The organism is Paraclostridium sordellii (assembly GCF_000953675.1).
Taxonomy (GTDB): domain Bacteria; phylum Bacillota; class Clostridia; order Peptostreptococcales; family Peptostreptococcaceae; genus Paraclostridium; species Paraclostridium sordellii.
This window is the reverse complement of sequence record NZ_LN679998.1, coordinates 2,680,112-2,702,385: the sequence shown is the minus strand read 5'-3', so window position 1 is coordinate 2,702,385 and position 22,274 is coordinate 2,680,112. Positions and strand designations below refer to the sequence as shown.

The following is a 22,274-nucleotide window of genomic DNA, read 5'->3' as shown; positions in this document are numbered from 1 at the left end:
GGCAACTCAAGGAGTTGAAAGTATGAGCAATATAGTTGATGGTTTAGTAGAAGATTATATAAGAAACACATTAAAAGATAAAGAAGGTTTATTAAAGGAATTAGAAGAATATGCAAAAGAAAATAATGTTCCAATAATTCATAAGGAAGTTTCAGATTTTTTAAAGGTAATATTAAAAATGCAAAAACCTAAGAGAATATTAGAAGTAGGTTGTGCTATAGGTTATTCATCTATTTTTTTTGCAACTGTTCTTGATAAAAATGTAGAGATAGTAACTGTTGAAAGAAATGAAAAGATGATTGAAAAAGCAAAAGAAAATATAAAAAGAGCAGGGATGGAAAATAATATAACTATATTAGAAGGTGATGCAGAAGAACTTCTAAGTCAAGTTGAAGGTGAATTTGACATGATTTTCTTAGATGCTGCAAAAGGTCAATATAAGTTATTTTATGATTTAGTAATAGATAAATTAAAAGTAGATGGATTACTTATATCTGATAATATATTATACAAGGGTATGGTAGCTCATGATAGTTATGTTATAAGAAGAAAGAAGACAATAGTTAAGAGAATGAGAAGCTATTTAGATTATATATGTAATTGTAATTATTTAGATACATCGATAATTCCTATAGGAGATGGAGTTACACTTAGTTACAAAAATAAAATAAGGGGTGATATAGATGCATAATGTTGAACTTTTAGCTTCAGCTAAAGATTTAAGTAGTTTAAAAATAGCACTAGAAAATGGAGCTGATGCTGTATACATAGGTGGAGATTCTTTTGGAATAGATGCTATAAATGAAAGTTTTTCTAGTGAAGATCTAGAAAATGGAGTAAAGTTTGCTCATGAAAGAGGAAAAAAAGTTTATGTAGCTGTAAATGTTATGCCTCATAATGAAGATTTTCAAAATTTAAAAGATTATTTATTAAATTTACAAAAGTTAAATATAGATGGAATAATAGTTTCTGACCCAGGTGTACTAAGTATAGTAAAAGAAACTGTTCCAAGTATAAATATACATATGGGACAACAAGCTAATGTAACTAACTTTAACAGTGCTAATTTTTGGTATGAGCAAGGTGTAAAGAGAATAATTATAACAAGTGAACTATCTATAGAGGAGATAAGTACTATTAGAGCTAAAACTCCACTGGATATGGAAATAGAAGCTTTTGTACATGGTCCAATATGCATATCTTACTCAGGTAGAAAACTTATAAGTAGTTATTTAAATGGAAAAGATAATACAACATATGAAAAAGATTGCAAGAGATATAATTTATTAGAAGAAAAAAGACCAGGCGAATACTATCCTGTTTATGAAGATGAAAAAGGAACGTTCTTCTTTAACTCAAAAGATTTATGTATGTTAAGATACATACCGGATTTTGTTAAATCTGGAGTGACAAGTTTAAAAATTGATGGAAGATTACAAAGTGAAGAATATTTACAAACTGTAATAAAAATTTATAGAGAAGCATTAGATGAATTTTATAAAAATCCAGAAACATGGGAATTTAATGAAAAATGGTTAGAAGAAATAAAGGCTAAAAGTCATAGACCTCTTACCAATGGATTCTATACAGGACAAGCCATGCCTGAGGATTTTGAATAAAAACTTATAAACTATACATCAAAGTTAATAGTATAAATAAAAACTTTTAAGGAGAGAAGACAAATGGAAAAAGAAAAAAAGACACTTATAATAGGAATTACAGGTGGTACAGGATCAGGTAAAAGTACAGTGTGTAAATCTATAAAAGAGAGTATACCAGAAGAAAATATAGCTATTTTAGAGCAAGATGCATACTACAAGGATCAATCCCATTTATCATTTGAAGAAAGATTAAAAACAAACTATGACCATCCTTTATCTTTTGATAATAAACTTTTAATAAAACACTTAGATATGTTATGCAATGGAGAAACTATAGAAAAACCTATATATGACTATGAACTTCATACTAGAAATTTAGAGGAAACTGTTACAACTGAGCCTAAAGATATAGTAATAGTTGAAGGAATAATGATACTAGAAGATGAAGAATTAAGAAATAAATTAGATATAAAAATATATGTTGATACAGAAGATGATTTAAGAATTTTAAGAAGAATACAAAGAGATATAAAAGAAAGAGGAAGAACAGTTGACTCTGTAATAGAACAATATTTAGCAACTGTAAAGCCCGCACATGATCAATTTATAGAGCCATATAAAAAATATGCAGATATAATAATACCAGAAGGTGGACAAAACGAAGTAGCTATTGATATGGTAATAGCAAGAATAAAAACACAATTACATTAATAATTAGTATTAACCCCTTATTAATTGTCAAGAATTACAATTGATAAGGGGTGATTTTATGTCTAGGAAAAAAGGTGCAATAGATTATAATATAAAAAATAGAATATACTTTTTATTCATTTTATGTTTATTAATATATGGAGTCTTGATTTATAGATTAGTAGACATACAAATAATCAATGCAAAATTTTATGAAAAACGTGCAAAAGAACAGAGTAGTACAGTTTTAGATCTAGGATCAGGTAGAGGAACTATTTATGATAGAAATAATAAAAAATTAACTGACAATAAATCTAAAGATATAATAATAATTCAAAAGGATCAGATCAGTGCTAAAAGTGGTTATATAGACTTAATTAAAGAAGTTACAGAATTAGAAAATTATGAAATTTATAATAAAGCACAAGAAGAACCTCAATCTCCTATTTTAGAATTGGAAATAAAGAATATAAATGATGATTTAAGAAAAAAATTAAAAAAAGAAAATATACTTATTGAGAAAAAAACATATAGATATTCAGATGAAAACTTACTTACACATACAATTGGATACTTAGATAAAGATAATAATGCTATAAGTGGAATAGAGAAAAGCCAAGATAAGATTTTAAAAAATAAAAATTTAGACTATGTAGAAGTTTTTAAAGCAGGAACATCAGGAAATTCAGGTAAAAATAAAAAAATAGGAATTTTAAATGGGAGTTTTAAAGTTAATGAAAATAGCAATGAAGATAGACATTTACGCCTAACTATAGACTCAAATATACAAAGAAAATTAGAAAAACTAGTTGATAAAGAAGAAAATCCTAGTGCAGTTGTCATATCAGACGTTAAAAGTGGAGAAGTTTTAGCTATGACATCTAGACCTAACTACAATCAATATTCTGTTGAAGAGTTTTTAAAGGCTTCAAATGGAGAGTTACAAAATAGAGCGATAAGATATATGTATGCTCCAGGATCTGTATTTAAAATAGTTGTATTATACGCAGCTCTAGAAAATAAGATAATAGATGAAAATTATGAACATACATGTACTGGATCTAAAGAATTCAATGGAAGAATATTAAACTGTAATAAACTAGATGGTCATGGTAAATTGACTTTGGAACAAGCTTTTGCAAATTCTTGTAATACTGCATTTTTAGATATAGCCTTAAAAGTTGGTAAAGATAAAATTATAAAAGCAGCAGAAGACTTACATCTAACTAAAGAAGTGGGAATTGATATTGAAGGAGAAAAGACAGGAAGTTTAAATAAAGATATAGATATAGTTAACTTATGTATAGGACAAGGGGAAATGATGTTTACACCTCTTCAAGTAAATCAAATGACACAAGTTATAGCGAATAATGGAACCTATAAGCCCTTACGTATTTATGATAGCATCATAGATAACAATAAAAAAATTATTAAGAGTTTTGATAAATATAAAGATGAAGAAATGCTATCACCATATATTATAACGAAGATAAAAAATATGATGAAATCAGTAGCTAAAGATGGTACAGCAAAAGAATTATCAGATTTAGAAAAAGGAAGTGGAGTAAAAACAGGAACGACACAAGCTATAATTAATGTTGAAAATGCTGATAAAACTATAAAAAAAGAAAAAATTTCTCATGGATGGGTAACAGGATTTTATCCTGAAGATAATCCAAAATATTGTATAACAATAATAATTGAGGGCACTAAAGAATCTAGTAAATCAGCAGTACCTTTATATAAAGACATATGCACTAATATATTAAAATAAATTTTTTGATACAAGCAATTTTATCATGCCACCTTCATATAATTTAAAATGACATGGAAGGAAGAAAAAGGGGTGGCATGATTGACTATATTAAAATCTTTTGAAAAACCCTTAACTCCTGAAGAAGAGTACAATTATTTAACTAAATTAAAAATAGAAAAAGATGAATCAGCAAAGGAAGTTTTAATTGAAAGAAACATGAGATTAGTAGCACATATAGCGAAGAAATATAACAATGCAAATGAAGACCAAGATGACCTTATATCAATAGGAACTATAGGGCTTATAAAAGCTATAGAAACATACAACGTAGATAAAGGAACTAGATTAGCAACATATGCATCTAAGTGCATAGAAAATGAGATACTAATGAATATAAGAACAAATAAAAAAAATAAAGTTCAAGTTTCTCTACAAGACCCAATAGGAACGGACAAAGAAGGTAACGAAATTAGTTTAATAGATGTTTTAGGAACTGATATAGACCATATATTAGATCAGGTCGAACTTAAAGTGCAAATCAGTAAGCTATATGAAAAGTTAGAAAGTATACTAACACCTAGAGAACGTGAGATAGTTCAGTTAAGATATGGATTAACTCCATATGGATATAAAACACAAAGAGAAATTGCACAAAAGTTAGACATATCTAGATCTTATGTTTCTAGAATTGAAAAAAGAGCTTTAAAAAAATTAAGAAAAGAATTAAAATCTGAAAAAAGTCTCAATTGAGACTTTTTTTTTTGACTACTCAAGAAATGACAAAAAATTCAAAATGCATGTGCTAATATTATTGTAAAAGTGAATTATAAATAGAAGGTGGTAGGATATGATTATTTTAAGTGAAAATATGGGACTGTTTTTTATCGCAAATTTAATCATTATAGTATCTAACATGATAAATAGTATATATAAGATATTTTTTGAAAAAAGTAGAGATATTAAATACGTTATATTTTTATATTTAGTGGAATTTACTCTATTTTTATCGATATTTAATAAAAGTAACGACATTATTAATATATATAAATACACAATATATATATATGCTATATTTAAACTATTTTATATAAATAAAAACAGGTCAAAATTGAAATTGAAAAACTTAAATTATATTATTTTAGTATCTATAAACATATTTAGTTTTATATGTGCGATATTTAATATAAGTATGTATTTAATTTTAAATATTGTGGGAAACTTACTAATTATAAAATTTACGATTATAGATGATGTAAAGCTAAAGTTAAGTAAGTTAGATTATAGTATTAGAAAGTCGAAAAGACTTAATGAAAATATAAGTAAAATTAGCAATAAAATAGGAAAAGAACAAATACGACAAAGTGAACTAGAGGAGGACTTGATAAATATACAAGAACAAATAAAAAAAGCTGTTAATGAATCTGAGATGCCAGTTATGAAAATTGATGAAAGTGAAAAAGTCATATACTGTAATAAAAGCTCATGGATAGATATAAATTTCAATAAAGCTAATGAAATAAAATTTATTGAAAAAAGATTTACCAATGGAGGAGAGTGTATAAAATTAATAAGAAATACTAAATTAGATGAATATAATTCTATGAATTTATACACTAAAGAAGATCAGGTGTATAGGTTTATATGTAGTTGTGAATTGAGTGGCAATAATATTATAAAAACCTTAATTTTCAATGATATAACCCAAAGTACTTTAATTCAAAATCAATTAAAAGAAAGTGAAGAAAAATATAAGAAACTGATGGATCTTTTAATTGATGGAGTTATAATACATGATTTAGAAAATATAGAATATATTAATGATGCAGCATTAGAAATGCTTAACATTCCAAAAGATATTAAAGATATTAGATTTATAAATATCAAAGAAAAATTAAATGATAAATATCTTAAAGAGTTTAATGATAGCCTAAATTTGATTTTAAAAGGGAAAGTAAATAAAATTATAAATAAATTCAAAACTATAAATAATAAATATATAGAAATAATAACTACAAAAATGGAGTACAACAATTCATTTATGATATTAAGTATAATTGTAGATATAAATGAAACTGAAATAGCATTAAGAAAGTTGGATGGAAGCAAAAAAACTTATCAAGCATTAGTCCAAAATTTACCTGATGGAATAATTGTAATGGATAAGTTTAAAAAGAATATTATTTATCAAAATAAATCAATGATAAGGATATTAAAAAGTATTAAAATTGAATCTATAAATAAGTTTATAGATGATTATATAAGTAAAGAATTTTATGGACAAGTCAAAAAATATGAAATCGATAAAGCTGAAAATAGTTCCTTGGCACTTACTATAATTGATATGAAAGAAGAAAATCAATTTTTAGTTTTAATTAGATTGCTAGATAATGAAGAAAGAGTTTTAGAGGCTATAAAAGAACTGGATTTAGTAAATAATCAACATCATGTCAAAAACGAATTTTTAATAAACACATCTAAGTGCTTGAAAGACCCGATAGAAAACATAAGCAAAATTAATGATAAATTAGAAAAAAATAAACACAAGTATAATTCAAATCACATCAATAATTACACTAAGCTTGTAAAAAGAAATTGCTATAGAATACAAAGATTAATAAATAATATGAAAGAAATTGCAGATACCGAAAATGGAGTATCATCAGAAAACTTTGTAGGCTATGATATTGTAAAACTAACTAAAAATATAGTAGAGATCATAGAAAAAAATTACTCTAATAAAGGAATAAATATAAAATTTAAATCCAACATAAACTCTTATAATATGATTATAGATGTTGATAAAATGGAAAGAGCCATTTTAAATTTAATATCAAATTCAATTAAATTTAGTGAAATGGGTAGTTACATAGAAGTAAATATAACACGTGAGAATAAGGAAATAAAAATAAGTGTAAAAGATGAAGGGGTTGGAATACCAAAGGATAGGATGAATTTTATTTTTACTAAATTTGGACAGATTGATAGAACCTTATCTAGAAATACAGAAGGATGTGGAGTTGGATTAGCTTTAGTAAAAGAAATTGTCAATCTTCATAAAGGTCAAATACATGTGCAAAGTGAGGAAGGAGTAGGAAGTACATTTACAATAATTTTACAAGAAAATATAGGATTTATAGATAAAAAAACTTTCGAAAGAGAAGAGTACAAATCTATAGAAGAAAAAATAAACGTAGAATTTGCAGATATATACTTTTAAAAACCATAAATCTATAGGGGGAAAGGTTATGGCTGATAAATTAATATACATAATGAATTTGTCATTTTTAATAGCTAGCATATTTTGCATAATTAGTTTTAATATTAAATATATATATAAAGATTTATTTTATATTATATGTATATTTATGATAAATGTAGTAAATATACACAATTCAACAGTATTTTATTTTATATCTATAGCTTTAAGTTTTTTACTTTTTATAAAAACTTTAAGTGAAAATAGCATAAACGATAATAAAGTTAAAAAAATTATTTTTTTAATAATTACAATAACTGCTTGTACAATTTTAAAGTTAAAAATAGAGTATATAAATTTAATTTTTATTGTAGTAAGTAATTTTAATATGATGATTAAATATATAAAAAATAACTCTTTAAAAAATGAAGAGAAAAATAGAAAACTATCTAAAGATATAAATAGTTTGAAGTTAAAAGAGAATAGTGGAATGAAGCTTTTGAAATCAAGCAAAGAAACTAATAAAAAAACTTTAAATATAATAGAGAGAAAAAAAGAGTTATTGAATATAATTTTAGAACAAAATAATAAGTGTGTAATTATAATCGATAAATATGGCTATATATCCAATAAAGATAGTAATTTTCATAAAACATGGAAATATTATGAGCTTTGTAATTACAATATTAAGTTTTCTAATTTTATAAATAGCAATTTTACAGATAGTATTGAAATTTTACTAGATGTCCAAAAAGTATACGAACTAGGCCGAGAGATAAATACAGAATTGTTAAGTAAAGATAATAAATACTTTGAATGCAAATATACTCCTTTTATAGTTAATGGGGAAACTATGGGGGTTATATGTATAATGACAGATATAACATATAAAAAATATTCTCAAAAAATTATTGATTATAATAAAATTAAATATAAAAAAACAATAGAAACAATTCCTCATACTATTGTTGTTACAAAGGATAGAAAGATTATATATAGTAATGATAAAAATTTTGACATTGATATACACAATGAAAAAGTTAAAAGCTTTATATTTGATACTGAAAAATATGGTGACTTTGAAGGTGAAATTGAAAAAGGAAATAAAAAATATTTGAACATAAGGAAGACAAATTTCGAAGAAAACAATATAAATAAAGAAATAGCTGTTTTAAGAGATATAACAGATTATAAATTGCTTATAGAAGATATAAAAAAACAATCAAATAAGCATAGTTCATTAGTTAATTCTATACCACAAGGTATATATATATATGACTTTGAAGAGAAAAAGACTGTATATATAAATGATGTACTTTTAAAGATGTCAGGATATAAAAATCTTAATGAATTTAATCATAGTCATATAGTAAAAGATGTTGCTTGGGTTTTAGATAAATTTGGACAAGATACTAAGTTTATAAGACATAAGATAAAAAATAGTTTAGGAACGTATATTGATGTAGAACTTGGGGGAATTACCCTGGAAATAAATAATAAAATGAAGTGTATAGGGATTATGAATGATATAAGTGAAAAAGTAAGGGCTGAAAAACTAGAAAAAGAAGTTGCAAAGAAAAAAATGGAGTATAAACAAAAAAATCACTTTTTTATGAATATGTCACATGAATTAAAAACTCCACTTAATTTGATAATGTCAACAAATCAACTTATACAGTCAATATTTAAAAATGAAATAGAGAAAAATCCATCTAGCCAAATATCAAGCACTACTAAAATAGTTGAAAATCAGAGTTACTTATCATTACAGATTATAGAAAATATAATGACATTAGCCAAAGTAGATGCTGATTTTTACAGACCAGAAGTTGGATGTTATGACATTGTAAGTATAGTGGAGGATATAATAACTGAAATTAATAGATACTCAAAAAATAATCAAATTGAATTTATTTTTGATACTAATATGGAGGAAAAGTTGGTCTATATAGATCCTTATGATATAGAAAGAATCATACTATTAATTTTAAGTAAAGTTATTAAGCAATCTGAAGCTAAAAGTACAGTATATGTAGATTTTGTTGATAAGGATTCAGAAGTTGAAATTTTTATAAAAAATAAAGGTGGATATAATAAAGATTTAAGCTTAGAAAATTTATCAAAAGAAAATATACAAATGAATTTAGAAGTTGCTAGCTCTATTATAAAAATGTATAATGGAAAAATTTATATTAAAGAGAATCTGAACTATTTGGAGATAATTATAAAAATGAAACTTGAAGAAAATTATAATTATGAAGATAAAAAGGAATCTATCATAAATAGAGAGTCTATATATAGTCAATATTCTATGATAAAGGCATTATAAAAGAACTGCGCATAAGTTAGATAATTTATGCGCAGTTTTTATTTTACGATTTTGAAAAAATAGAAATTAAATTGTATAATAAATTAAATGATTGGAAATAAAACACAATAGGAGGTTGAAATGGATATAAATTCAAAAACTAAAACTATATGCTTAATAGGTAATCCTGTTGAACATAGTTTATCACCAAATATACATAACTATTTATTTGAAAAGTATGATATAAATATGAAATATTTATGTTTTAAGGTTGAAAACACAAATTTGAAAGAAGCTATACAAGGAGCAAAATCTCTTGGTATAAAAGGGTGTAATATAACGATACCCCATAAAGTTGAGGTAATGAAGTTTTTAGATGATATAGATAAAAATGCAAAGCTTATAGGAGCAGTAAATACTATAGAAAATAAAAATGGAAAATTAATAGGCTATAATACAGATGGAATTGGGTTTGTAAAATCTATTCTAGATAAGGGTTATAAAATAAAAGATAAGAACATAATGATTCTAGGGGCTGGAGGAGCATGTAGAAGCATAGCTGTTGAACTTGCATCTAAAGGAGCTAGGAAGATGGAGATACGAAATAGAAGCTTAGAGAGTGCTAAGAAAATAAAAACTATTATCAAAGATAATTTCGATACAGAAATATGTATATCTTCAGAAAAAATAGAAAGGGAAGATTTAGAACAAATAGATATAATCATAAATACAACACCTATAGGTATGGATAAAGATAGAGAAAATTGTCCTATAGATGAAGATATATATGTAAGTAAAGATTTATTAGTTTGTGACATAGTTTATAAACCACATGAAACTAAGTTTTTAAAGTGGGCTAAAAAAAATAATTTAGATATTGTACATGGCATTGATATGTTAGTAAATCAAGCTATATATGGATTTTACATATGGACAAAAATAAAACCTCTAGAAGAGGAAAATATAAAAAAAATATTGAGAGGAATATAACTTGAAAAATAAGAAAAAAGGATTTCTTATATTAGAAAACATAATATCATTAAGTTTAATAGCTATAATATCATCACTAGTTGTAAGTGTTTTTTCAACTAGTATTTTTTGTTTATCTAAATCTAACAAAAAGGTTGAAATGGCAAATTTAGCTAATAAAGAAATATGTAAACTTCAACAAATGTTAGATGACAATGAATTGGGAACAGAAAATATTTTAAAAAATAAAACTTTAAATGAATTTGATATAAAATATAGTATAAATAAAATAGAAGATTTTCTTGATTGCTATAAAATAAGTGTTATTGTAAAAAATGAAAATGCAAGAATAAATTTAAATAGTTATGTGGTGAAAAATTGAAGAAAAGAAACGGTTCAGTAGTAGTTACATCATTGCTATGTTTTTCCATATTAAGTTGTATATTTATAGGATGTTTAGAGATTATAAATTCAAATTTAGAGATTGTAAATACTTATGAAATTGCATTAAAGTTAAGACACGATGTGAAAAGTGGAATAAATTTAGGATATAGTAAAATTTTAGAAGAGGTAAATAAAGCCATAATAATAGCTAAAGAATACGAAAACCAAAATGAAAAATATAAAGAATATTTTCTAGGAAGTAATAAGATTGAATTTATAAAAGCTATTGAAGATATTAATATAGATGAAATAAGCTTAGATATAGTAAATAATAAGGTTTATATAGAGGACAATTACATAAGATTAGATATTGTTTCAAAACAAACAGAAGGAGAACTGGAGAAAGGAGCTAGATGTTCATTTAAAATTAATTTGGATTTTAATCAAGAAAATATAAAAAACATAGTTGAAAAATATGACTATAAGGAGATATAAAATATGAAAAGAGAAGGAATGTGACAACACTAGAACTTGTCATAGGCATAGGTTTAATACTTATAATTATATATATAAGTTTTCCTAAGTTAGAAAGTAATAAGTATGAATTAGATTCATTTGCAAGACAGTTAGTAGCTGATATTAGATATGTAAGAAATATGAATATAAATGGAAATAAAGATTGTTATATAGAAAATATTAAAGGTCCTGATAAAATAAGGTACATAGTTAAAGACAATTCAAAGACGATAAAAACAGTATATCTTCCCAAAAATTCAAATCTGTCGTCTCCATTATCAATAATAAAGTTCAAATCTGATGGTTCATTAAGCTCTAAGGGAGAAACTATAAATATAAATTCAAATAAAAGAAGCATAGAAATAACGATTGTACCTTTTAGTGGAAGGGTTTTGCTTAAAGAAGGTAAATATGAAAGTTAAAAAAGGATATTTAATGCTAGAAGTGTGTATATCAATGGGAACAATGTTTATAATTATATCTATAATTTATTGGATATTTTTTTCATCATTAAGTATATATAAAAGAATTAATAGTAGTGTAGAAATTCAGCAGCAAGGAATAGAGATACAAGGTCATGTAGAAAAAGAATTATGTGATGGAATAGAGATAATAAGTGTAAAAACTAGAGAAAATAATATAATAAATTCAAGAGATTTTGACATTACCGATGTGATATCTATAAAATATAAACCTATAAATAGAGATGCTAGTTTAGGATTGGATGAGCTTTATTTAAATACGAGGTCAAATAAGATATTTATAAAAAGAAGAAATGCTGCATCTGGATATGAAATAGGGGATTACCTAGACAATATATACATTTCGAAGAAGAAAGATGGTAAAATTGTAAATATAGAGTTAAAGTTATCAAAAAATACACAAAAATATTTTAATAAGTTTACAATGTATCAAAATCAAAAAATGTAGGTGAACATATGAGTAATATAATATTAATTGGATTTATGGGAAGTGGAAAAACTACTATAGGTGAAAAACTATCATTAATGAAAAAAATGAGGTTTATTGACTTGGATTTGGAAGTTGAAAAGTTAGAAAAGAAAACTATAAATGATATATTCACTGAAAAAGGAGAACAATACTTTAGAAATATTGAATCTAAATTACTTGAAAAATATTGTTATTTAGATGATGTGGTGATATCTACAGGCGGAGGTATTGTTGAAAGTAACGATAATATAGAGATACTAAAAAATAAAAAAAATGTAATATGGCTAGATGGAAATATAGATACTATATTAAACCATTTAAGAAATGAAACACATAAAAGGCCGAAATTAAAAGATGAAAAAAATCTTGAAGAATACATAAAAAAGCTTTTGGACTATAGAAAAGATAAATATAATAAAGCATCAAATATAAAAATAGATATTAATGGTAAAAATATAGAACAAGTAATTAGTGAGATACTTGTTTATATTTAGCAAAATATGTTATTATATTAATGTGAAAAACTATATCAGAAAAAGGGCGGTGATGGTAATGAAGATACTAATAATTAATGGCCCAAATTTAAATATGCTAGGAAAAAGAGAACCTGATATATATGGAGAAGACACCTTAGAAAATTTAGAATGTATGATAAAAAATGCATTTAAAGATTCTATAGAATTTGAATTTTTTCAAAGCAACCATGAAGGTTACATAATAGATAAAATACATGAAGCCAATGAAAATTTTGATGGTATTGTTATAAACCCAGGTGCATTCACACACTACAGTTATGCAATAGCAGATGCAATAAAATCTATAAAAACTAAAGTAGTAGAAGTGCATATTTCAAATATACATAAACGCGAGGAATTTAGACAAAAAAGTGTAACAGCAAGTTCATGTATAGGACAAATATCTGGATTTGGATTTTACAGCTACATTTTAGGTGTAAGTGCAGTGCTAAATTGTTAGGTGGAATAGGTGGAAAACCGAGTATTTAAATTAAGAGAAAAAATGAAAGAATTAAATTTAGATGCAGTTTTAATAGAAGACTCTAATAATAAAAGATATATATCTGGATTTACAGGTACTGCTGGATCTATATTAATTACTAAAAATAAATGTATACTTTTTACCGACTTTAGATATACACAACAATCTAAATATCAGGCAACAAATTTTGAAATAGTTGAAATATCTAGAACTAATCCTATAACAAATTTTCTAAAAGAAATAAAAATAAATAGACTAGGATTTGAAGATGATAAAATGAGTTTTTCAACATATTCAAATTATAAAGAAGCTTTAAATGATGTAGAGATGGTTCCTTTAAAGGGATTAATGTTAACATTAAGAGCAGTAAAAGATAAAAAAGAATTAGAGACAATAAGACACGCTGCTAAAATTGCAGATAGTGGATTTATGCATATAATAGAGTTTATTAAGCCAGGAATGAAAGAAAATGAAGTAGCTTTAGAACTTGAATATTTTATGAGAAAACAAGGTGCAACAGGAGCATCGTTTGATTTTATAGTAGCTTCAGGAAAAAGATCGTCTATGCCACATGGAGTTGCTAGTGATAAAGTAATAGAAGTTGGAGATTTTGTTACAATTGACTTTGGATGTGTATATAATGGATATTGTTCAGACATGACTAGAACTATAGTTGTAGGAAAAGCAAATGAAAAACAAAAGGAAATATACAATATAGTACTAGAAGCTCAACTTAAGGTTATAGAATACGCTAAAGCTAATATGACTGGAATAGAACTTGACAATATCGCAAGACAATATATAATTGAAAAAGGATATGGTGATAAATTTGGTCATGGCTTAGGACACGGAATAGGGCTTGATGTACATGAACTTCCTAATGTTAATGCATTAGGAGTAAATGAACTAAAGCCTAATATGGTTATAAGTGATGAGCCAGGTATATACATAGAAGATTTTGGTGGTGTAAGAATTGAAGATTTACTTATAATAACAGAAGATGGTTGTGAAGTAATAAATTCATCGCCAAAAGAATTAATAGAATTAGAATTTTAAAAAACGTATAATTATGGAGGGACAAATATGGTAACAGCAGGTGATTTTAGAAAAGGTGTAACATTTGAAAAGGATGGACAACCATGTTTAATAGTTGACTTCCAACATGTTAAGCCAGGAAAAGGTGCAGCATTTGTTAGAACTAAGTACAAAAACTTAAAAACAGGAGCTATAAGAGAAGAAGCTTTCAACCCAAGTGATAAATTCCCAAAAGCTCATATAGATACTAGACAAATGCAATATTTATACAATGATGGTGAGTTATACTACTTCATGGATAACGAAACATTTGAACAAATACCACTAGACTATGAAAAAGTTGAAGATGCAATAAAATTCTTAAAAGAGAATGAAACTGCAACAATAAGATTCTATCAAGGTCAACCATTCCAAGTTGAAGCTCCAAACTTTGCTGAACTTGAAATAGTTGAAACTGAGCCAGGAATAAAAGGAGATACTGCAAGTAACGTTACTAAGTCAGCTACAGTTGAAACTGGTGCAGTAGTTCAAGTACCTTTATTTATAAATACAGGAGATAGAATAAAGATAGATACAAGAACTGGAGAATATTTATCAAGAGTTTAATAATCGTATGTATATAAAAGCTTATATATCTAATAATAGATATGTGGGCTTTTAAATTTATATAAATAAACTTATGGAGGGGTATCGATGAAACATTTATACGAAGAAGTTGCATACTTAAAAGGTCTTGCAGAAGGTTTAGAGATAAGTAATGACACTAAAGAAGGAAAAATAATACATAAAATAGTAGATGTTTTAGAAAGTTTTGCAGATGCTATTGTAGAATTAGAAGAAGAGCAAATAGAACTTATTGAATATGTCGAATCTATAGATGAAGATTTAGCTGATGTAGAAGATGATATATACGAAGAAGATGATGAAGATGACGAAGAGGAATTAAACTTTATTGAAATGGAATGTCCAAATTGTAATGATTTCGTAGAGATAGATGAAGACTTACTATATGACGAAGATGTAGATATTGTTTGCCCAAATTGTAACGCAGTAATATTAGCATCTGATGATGAGTGTAGTTGCGATGGAAACTGTGACTGTGATTGCTATGATGAAAAATAAAACTTTATAATGTAAGAATTTATAGAGCCTATGAAGTTATATAAGTTTCATAGGCTTTTCTTGTTTTTATGTTTTGCAATAATTTTAGAAAAATAGTACACTATAGTCTAGAGAGATTTAACCGGAGGTAAGTAGATGAAAATAAAATCAAGCATATTAAATAATATATCTAAATTTGAAGAAATTATAAACTATAAATTTAAGAATAAAGCATACATACTAGAAGCATTGACACATAGTTCTTATTCTAATGAAAATAAATCATACGCATTTAATGAAAGGTTAGAATTCTTAGGCGATTCTGTTTTAGGAATAGTAGTAAGTGATTTTTTATTTAAGAATGAAACAGAGCTTCCGGAAGGAGAATTAACAAAATTAAGAGCCAATATAGTTTGTGAAGAGTCTTTAAGTGATGTAGCCAAACATTTAAATTTAGGCAAGCATATTCTTTTAGGTAGAGGAGAAGAAGCTACAGGAGGAAGAGACAGAGTATCTATATTAGCAGATGCTTTTGAAGCTGTTATAGCAGCTATATACCTAGATGGAGGAATAGAACCTGCAAAAACATTTGTATTAAAAAATATGGAAGAAATAATAGAAGACTCTATAAAAGGAAGAATTTTCAGAGACTATAAGACTCATCTTCAAGAGGTTGTACAAAGCCAAGGGGAAAGCAATATAGTTTATAATTTAGTAGAAGAAATAGGACCTGACCATAATAAAAGATTCGTTATGGAAGTTAGATTAAATGACGAATCTTTAGGAAAAGGAGAAGGTAAAAGTAAAAAGGAAGCAGAACAATCAGCTGCAAAACAAGCACTAAGAAGGATGATATAATATGAAAAAAAGAATAATACCTATATTTGTTCCTCATAGAGGTTGTCCTCATGATTGTATATTTTGTAATCAAAAAAAAATCACTGGAGTAAGCACAGATATAACAAGTGATGATGTTAGGAATATAATAGAAGAATATTTAAAAACTATAGATAAGGATGCTAGTGTAGAAGTGGCTTTCTTTGGTGGTAGTTTTACAGCTATAGATATAGATATTCAAAGAAATTTACTTTCTGTAGCTAAAGAATATGTAGATAAAAATATCATTGATGATATAAGAATGTCTACAAGACCAGATTGTATAAATGATGAAATACTTACTATGTTAAAAGAATACAAAGTAAGTATAATAGAACTAGGAGTTCAATCACTAGATGATAAAGTTTTAATTGATAGTGTAAGAGGACATAGTGATAAAGATGTATTTGAAAGTGCAGAACTTATAAAAAAATATGGAATAAATCTTGGACTTCAAATGATGATTGGACTTCCTTCAGACACAGAAGAAAAATGTATATATACTGCTAAAAAGTTTATAGATTTAAAACCAGACTGTGTAAGGGTTTATCCAACATTAGTAGTAAAAGAGACAGGTTTAGAAAAGTTATTACAAGAGAACAAATATAATCCATTTTCTTTAGAAGAAAGTATAGATATAGTTAAAAAAGTTTTAGTATTATTTTATATAAATAATGTAAATGTAATAAGGGTGGGGTTACAAGCAACTGAGGATATAGCTATAGGTAAAGAAGTATTAGCTGGACCTTATCACCCTGCATACAGAGAATTAGTAGAAAGTAAAATGTATGGAGATTATATTGAGCATTTAATAAAAAAATATAATGCTAAAAAGAATATTGACGTATTAGTTAACAAAAAAAATGTATCTAGAATATTAGGAAATAAAAAATCAAATGTAAAAAATTTAAAAGAGAAGTATGGAGTTTTATTAAAAACTAAGGAATCGGAAATTAGTATAAATGAGTTAGCATTTATTATAGATGATAAAGAAACTTTAAATATAAATATTTATGAAATATATAATGTTTTAAAGGATATATATAACCTTTAGTTTTAATATTGGAGGGAGAGAAAGGTAGTGTATTTAAAAAGATTAGAACTTAAAGGATTTAAATCCTTTCCTACTAAGACAGATGTACTTTTTAATGAAGGTATAACTGCAATAGTTGGTCCAAATGGAAGTGGGAAAAGTAATATATCTGATGCTGTAAGATGGGTATTAGGTGAACAAAGCATAAAAAGCCTAAGAGGAGATAAATTAGAAGATGTAGTTTTTGCAGGAACAGATACTAAAAAAGCTATGAATTACTGTGAAGTTGCCTTAACTATTGATAATAGTGACAAAAAACTTGATTTAGAATATAGTGAAATAACTATAAAAAGAAGAGCTTATAGAAGTGGAGAAAGTGAATTTTTCTTAAATAATAAATCATGTAGATTAAAAGATATCAAAGAACTTTTACTAGATACTGGTATAGGAAAAGATGGATATTCTATAATAGAACAAGGAAAAGTTGATGAAATATTAAGCAATAATCCTGTAAATAGAAGAAAAGTATTTGATGAGGCTTGTAACATATCTAAGTATAGATATAAAAAGCAAGAATCTGAAAGAAATTTAAAACATACCAAGGAAAACTTAAGTAGAATAGAAGATATTTATATAGAGATAGAGAATCAATTAAAACCTTTAGAAGGACAACAAAAAAAAGCAATAAAATATTTAGAATTAAAAGATAAATTAAAGGTTTTAGAAGTAAATAGTTATATTAATGAAATAGAAGAACTTAATAGACAAGTTGAAGAATCGCTAAAACATGATAAATTGCTAGATGAACAATCTAATGATTTAAAAAAACAAAAAGAAACTCTAGAAGAAACTTTAGCCAAAACTAGTGAAGAAGCTGAAGGTATAGAAAGCAAAATAAATAAGACTATAGAATACACTAATACCATAAAAGGTGTAATAAATAAAAAGTATTCTGAACTTAGTGTTTTAAAAGAAAAAATTATAAATTCTGATAGTGATATAAAAAGATATAATGAAGAAATTGCAAATACAAATGAAAAGTTAAAGAATAACAAATTAGAATTAGATGAACTAGAGAAAAAGAAAGAAGAAGTATTTGATAATTTATCATGTATGAAAAAGCAAATAAATGAAGTTGATGTTAAAAATAAAAATAAAAAATCTAGTATAAGTGAATTGGCTGAGAATGTTGAAAATTTAAAAGATGAAATAATAACTTTACTAGATTTAAAGCAAAATAGTGCAAATAAACTATCTACATTTACTGCAAATATAGAAAATATAGAAAAAAGAACTGAAACTATAAATTTAGATGCTGAAATTGTAAAAAAGAATATAGAAAGTAAAAAAAATGAAATAAAATCTCACCAATTAAATAAAGAAGAAAAAATAAAATTTATTGAAGAGTTAAGACTAAGACATGAAAATATAAACAAAAATATAGATATGTTAAAGTCAAACTCTAAAAATATAGATAATAATATCCAGGTTTCAAAGCTTAAACTAAATGAGTATAAGTCAAAACTTAATATATATATTGATATGGAAAAACACTATGAAGGATTTAATAGAGGTGTTAAAGAAGTATTAAAAAATAAAAGTTTGACAGGAATTTATGGGGCTTTAGGACAAGTTATATCATCATCTCAAGAATATGAAAAGGCTCTAGAAGCATCTTTAGGAAGTTATATGCAAAATATAATAACAAAGGATGAAAATAGTGCAAAAACAGCTATAAACTATTTAAAGAAAAATAATTTAGGTAGAGTAACATTTTTACCTTTAAATATAATTAAGTCAAATAAAATAGATAAAAAGATGATAAAAAGCACTACTAATTATATAGGAATAGCTAGTGACTTAGTTAAAGTAGATGAAAAGTATAAAAATATAATAGAAAATATATTAGGAAGAACTATTGTTATAAAGAACATGGATGAAGCTATAAAATTTGCTAGAGAGACTAACCATAGATACAAAGTTGTAACTTTAGATGGAGAGATACTTAATCCAGGAGGATCTTTAACAGGAGGAACAATAAGAACCAATGGTAACATACTTTCTAGAAAAAGACTTATAGAAGAATTTGAAGAAAAATTAGTAGTTGAAAAATCTGAACTTGAATCTCTTGAAAATAAAAAATTAGATTTAAGTAATGATATTAATGAAGAAGTTAAAAAGTTAGAAATAGTAGACTTAGAATTAAGCGAAAATGATAAAAGCTTAGTATATATAAACACAACTATAAAAAGTTTAAATGATGAAGTTTTAAATTTAGAAAATAGTTTACAAAAACTAATTAATGAAAAAATAGGATTAGGTGAAAATCTAGAATATACACTAAATAAAGCTAAGTCTTTAAAAGAAGAAATAAAAGATTTAGAAGAAAAGCATTTAAATAATAAAGTGAAAATAAATCAACTTAATGTACAATTAAAAGAATTTAATAACGTATATGAAGTTGAAAAAAATAAATTTGATGACTTAAATATAGAGTATGCTAGATTAAATCAAGCTTATGAAAGTATACTTAAGGATATAGAAAGAATAGCAAAAGAAAGTGAACTTCAAGAATCAACATTAAAAAATATAGAAAAACAACTTGAAGAAGGTAAATTAAATAAAGTTAAAATCGAAGAACAGATCAAAATAGAGACATCTGAAAAAGAAAACTTAGAAAATCAACTTATAGATGAAAATAAGAAATTAGCTTTACAAAAAGAACAGAAAGAGTCTATAAAGAGTAAGAGTGACAGTATATTATCAGACCTTAAAAATATAGATAGAAAATATATAGAGGTAAAGGAAAGTTTATTTAAAATTGAAAGTAAGATAGATAGAGTCAAATCTGCTAAGGAAAATTACATAGCTAAATTATCAGAAGAGTATGAATTAACTTTAGAGGAAGCTGAAAATCTAAAAGATGAATCTATAATTATTGACAAAAAGGAACTAGAATCTTTAAAAAGAGAATTAAAAGGTTTAGGTAATGTTAATTTAGATTCAATAAAAGAATATGAAGAGATAAAAGAACGATATGATTTTTATAGTGAACAGAAAAAAGATTTAGAAGAATCCATAGAAGTTATATATAAACTTATACAAGAACTTGAAGAAAATATGAAAAAAGAATTTAATGAAAAGTTTACACTTATAAATGAGAATTTTAAGTTTGTATATAAAAAATTATTTGGTGGAGGAAATGGAGAACTTAAAATAGTAGATAAGGCAAATATTTTAGATAGTGATATTGAAATTGTTGCACAGCCACCAGGTAAGAAAATGAAAAATTTAAATCTTTTATCTGGAGGAGAAAAAGCTCTGACTGCTATAAGTATATTATTTGCGATATTATTAGCAAAACCAACACCGTTTTGTATACTAGATGAGATTGAAGCACCACTTGATGATGCAAATATATATAGATTTGGAGAGTTTTTAAAAGAATTATCAAAAGAAACTCAATTTATATCTATAACACATAGAAGAGGAACTATGGAAGTTGCAGATTACATATATGGTGTAACTATGCAAGAAAAAGCAATTTCAAAAGTTATAAGTCTTAAATTACAAGAAGCTAAAGAATTAACAGAAGATATAATTTAAGGAGGTAGCTATGTTTAAAAAGCTATTTAATTTTGGTAAGAAAAAAGAAGAAGATATATTAAAAGAAGAACAAAACAGAGAAGATAATGAAGAAGTAGTTGAAGCTGTTGAGTTTAAAATAGAGGAATCAAAACCAGAAGAAATAATAGAAGAAATAGTTGAAAAAGAAGAAATTATAAATGAAAATATTCCAGAAGCAGAAGCAGAAGCAGAAGCAGAAGCAGAAGCAGAAGCAGAAGCAGAAGCAGAAGCAGAAGCAGAAGCAGAAGCAGAAGCAGAAGGTACTGGTTTATTTGCAAGACTTAAAGCTGGTCTTACAAAAGCAAAACAAGGTATAACAGACAAAATAGATGCAGTTTTAAATTCATACACTACTATTGATGAAGACTTATTAGAAGAACTTGAAGAGATATTAATAACTGCAGATGTTGGTGTAAACACAACAATGGAAATGATTGATAGATTAAGGGATGCTATAAAATCTAAAGGTTTAACTGATCCGTTATCAGTAAGAGATGAATTAAAGACTATAATTTCAGATATGCTAGGAGAAGAAGACTCAAAATTAGATGTAGAACAAGGCCCAAGTATAATACTTATGGTAGGAGTTAATGGTGTTGGAAAAACTACAACTATAGGAAAGCTTGCAAATAGATATACTAAAGAAGGCAAAAGAGTAATACTTGCAGCAGGAGATACATTTAGAGCTGCGGCAATAGAGCAATTAGAGGTATGGGCAAATAGAAGTAATGTTGATATAATTAAACATCAAGAGGGTGCTGATCCTGGAGCTGTAATATTTGATGCTGTAAAAGCTGCTAAAGCTAGAAAAGCAGATATATTAATTTGTGATACAGCAGGAAGACTTCATAATAAGACAAACTTAATGAATGAGTTAGGAAAAGTATTTAAAATCGTAGATAGGGAATATCCAGAAGCTAAAAAAGAAGTTTTATTAGTTGTAGATGCCACTACTGGTCAAAATGCAGTTTCTCAAGCTAAGACATTTAAAGAAGTTGCAGATATTACAGGCATAGTATTAACTAAACTAGACGGTACTGCCAAAGGTGGAGTAGTTTTAGCTGTAAAATCTGAAGTTGACGTTCCAGTAAAACTTATAGGTGTTGGAGAGCAAGTACAAGACTTACAAGATTTTAATTCAAAAGCATTTATAGATGCATTATTTGGGAACTAATTAGCTTTTTAAAATAAATGTTGACAACTTTATTAGTATGATATAAAATACAATGTGTAAA

21 protein-coding genes are annotated in these 22,274 nt (G+C 25.8%); all 21 read left to right on the top strand.

Annotation, left to right across the window (positions count from 1 at the left end; all coding sequences use genetic code 11):
• Window positions 1–22: 22 nt before the first annotated feature.
• The 21 genes from ATCC9714_RS13065 to ftsY all read left to right on the top strand — a co-directional run bounded on the left by ATCC9714_RS13065 (window position 23) and on the right by ftsY (window position 22,213).
• Window positions 23–691 (top strand): O-methyltransferase, encoded by a 669-nt coding sequence (locus ATCC9714_RS13065; RefSeq protein ID WP_057545461.1) that lies wholly within the window; start codon window positions 23–25, stop codon window positions 689–691.
• Window positions 684–1,619, top strand: coding sequence for a peptidase U32 family protein (locus ATCC9714_RS13060; RefSeq protein WP_055331082.1), 936 nt, complete (start codon window positions 684–686; stop codon window positions 1,617–1,619). Before ATCC9714_RS13065 ends, ATCC9714_RS13060 begins: the two co-directional genes overlap by 8 nt.
• Before the next feature lie 63 nt (window positions 1,620–1,682).
• Complete coding sequence (udk, locus tag ATCC9714_RS13055) at window positions 1,683–2,312, top strand: uridine kinase (RefSeq protein WP_021129154.1); 630 nt, start codon at window positions 1,683–1,685, stop codon at window positions 2,310–2,312.
• A gap of 58 nt (window positions 2,313–2,370) precedes the next feature.
• Window positions 2,371–4,065, top strand: a complete 1,695-nt coding sequence (locus tag ATCC9714_RS13050) for a peptidoglycan D,D-transpeptidase FtsI family protein (protein WP_057545462.1) — start codon at window positions 2,371–2,373, stop codon at window positions 4,063–4,065.
• A gap of 81 nt (window positions 4,066–4,146) precedes the next feature.
• Window positions 4,147–4,797: an RNA polymerase sporulation sigma factor SigK gene (gene sigK / locus ATCC9714_RS13045; RefSeq protein ID WP_021129152.1), complete on the top strand. Its 651-nt coding sequence runs from the start codon at window positions 4,147–4,149 to the stop codon at window positions 4,795–4,797.
• 97 nt (window positions 4,798–4,894) lie between these two features.
• Window positions 4,895–7,264, top strand: a complete 2,370-nt coding sequence (locus tag ATCC9714_RS13040; RefSeq protein WP_057545463.1) for a PAS domain-containing sensor histidine kinase — start codon at window positions 4,895–4,897, stop codon at window positions 7,262–7,264.
• A gap of 28 nt (window positions 7,265–7,292) precedes the next feature.
• Entirely contained in the window at window positions 7,293–9,572 is a 2,280-nt protein-coding gene (locus ATCC9714_RS13035) for a PAS domain-containing sensor histidine kinase (RefSeq protein WP_057545464.1), read from the top strand.
• Between the two features lie 120 nt (window positions 9,573–9,692).
• On the top strand, window positions 9,693–10,541 hold the full coding sequence (gene aroE / locus ATCC9714_RS13030) for a shikimate dehydrogenase (RefSeq protein WP_081013642.1): 849 nt from the start codon (window positions 9,693–9,695) through the stop codon (window positions 10,539–10,541).
• Between the two features lies 1 nt (window position 10,542).
• Window positions 10,543–10,902: a hypothetical protein gene (locus ATCC9714_RS13025; RefSeq protein ID WP_021129148.1), complete on the top strand. Its 360-nt coding sequence runs from the start codon at window positions 10,543–10,545 to the stop codon at window positions 10,900–10,902.
• Window positions 10,899–11,399: a hypothetical protein gene (locus tag ATCC9714_RS13020; protein WP_021122831.1), complete on the top strand. Its 501-nt coding sequence runs from the start codon at window positions 10,899–10,901 to the stop codon at window positions 11,397–11,399. The genes ATCC9714_RS13025 and ATCC9714_RS13020 overlap by 4 nt, the downstream gene beginning before the upstream one ends.
• A gap of 20 nt (window positions 11,400–11,419) precedes the next feature.
• Window positions 11,420–11,842: a hypothetical protein gene (locus ATCC9714_RS13015; protein ID WP_021129146.1), complete on the top strand. Its 423-nt coding sequence runs from the start codon at window positions 11,420–11,422 to the stop codon at window positions 11,840–11,842.
• On the top strand, window positions 11,832–12,350 hold the full coding sequence (locus ATCC9714_RS13010; protein WP_021122829.1) for a hypothetical protein: 519 nt from the start codon (window positions 11,832–11,834) through the stop codon (window positions 12,348–12,350). The genes ATCC9714_RS13015 and ATCC9714_RS13010 overlap by 11 nt, the downstream gene beginning before the upstream one ends.
• A gap of 8 nt (window positions 12,351–12,358) precedes the next feature.
• A complete protein-coding gene (locus tag ATCC9714_RS13005; RefSeq protein WP_057545465.1) occupies window positions 12,359–12,865 on the top strand; it encodes a shikimate kinase in 507 nt (168 codons plus the stop codon).
• A 58-nt stretch (window positions 12,866–12,923) separates the two neighbouring features.
• Window positions 12,924–13,346 (top strand): type II 3-dehydroquinate dehydratase, encoded by a 423-nt coding sequence (aroQ, locus tag ATCC9714_RS13000; RefSeq protein WP_021122827.1) that lies wholly within the window; start codon window positions 12,924–12,926, stop codon window positions 13,344–13,346.
• 9 nt (window positions 13,347–13,355) lie between these two features.
• Window positions 13,356–14,423: a M24 family metallopeptidase gene (locus tag ATCC9714_RS12995; protein WP_077065724.1), complete on the top strand. Its 1,068-nt coding sequence runs from the start codon at window positions 13,356–13,358 to the stop codon at window positions 14,421–14,423.
• Between the two features lie 27 nt (window positions 14,424–14,450).
• A complete protein-coding gene (gene efp, locus ATCC9714_RS12990) occupies window positions 14,451–15,008 on the top strand; it encodes an elongation factor P (protein ID WP_021129141.1) in 558 nt (185 codons plus the stop codon).
• Between the two features lie 87 nt (window positions 15,009–15,095).
• The gene (locus ATCC9714_RS12985; protein WP_021122822.1) at window positions 15,096–15,524 is read left to right on the top strand and encodes a CD1247 N-terminal domain-containing protein; all 429 of its coding nucleotides are present in this window, start codon (window positions 15,096–15,098) and stop codon (window positions 15,522–15,524) included.
• Between the two features lie 135 nt (window positions 15,525–15,659).
• The gene (gene rnc / locus ATCC9714_RS12980; protein WP_021129139.1) at window positions 15,660–16,361 is read left to right on the top strand and encodes a ribonuclease III; all 702 of its coding nucleotides are present in this window, start codon (window positions 15,660–15,662) and stop codon (window positions 16,359–16,361) included.
• Window position 16,362: 1 nt separating this feature from the next.
• Window positions 16,363–17,433 (top strand): elongator complex protein 3, encoded by a 1,071-nt coding sequence (locus tag ATCC9714_RS12975; RefSeq protein WP_057545466.1) that lies wholly within the window; start codon window positions 16,363–16,365, stop codon window positions 17,431–17,433.
• Window positions 17,434–17,460: 27 nt separating this feature from the next.
• Complete coding sequence (gene smc, locus ATCC9714_RS12970; protein WP_057545467.1) at window positions 17,461–21,018, top strand: chromosome segregation protein SMC; 3,558 nt, start codon at window positions 17,461–17,463, stop codon at window positions 21,016–21,018.
• Window positions 21,019–21,028: 10 nt separating this feature from the next.
• Window positions 21,029–22,213, top strand: coding sequence for a signal recognition particle-docking protein FtsY (gene ftsY, locus ATCC9714_RS12965; RefSeq protein ID WP_057582218.1), 1,185 nt, complete (start codon window positions 21,029–21,031; stop codon window positions 22,211–22,213).
• Window positions 22,214–22,274 lie beyond the last annotated feature (61 nt).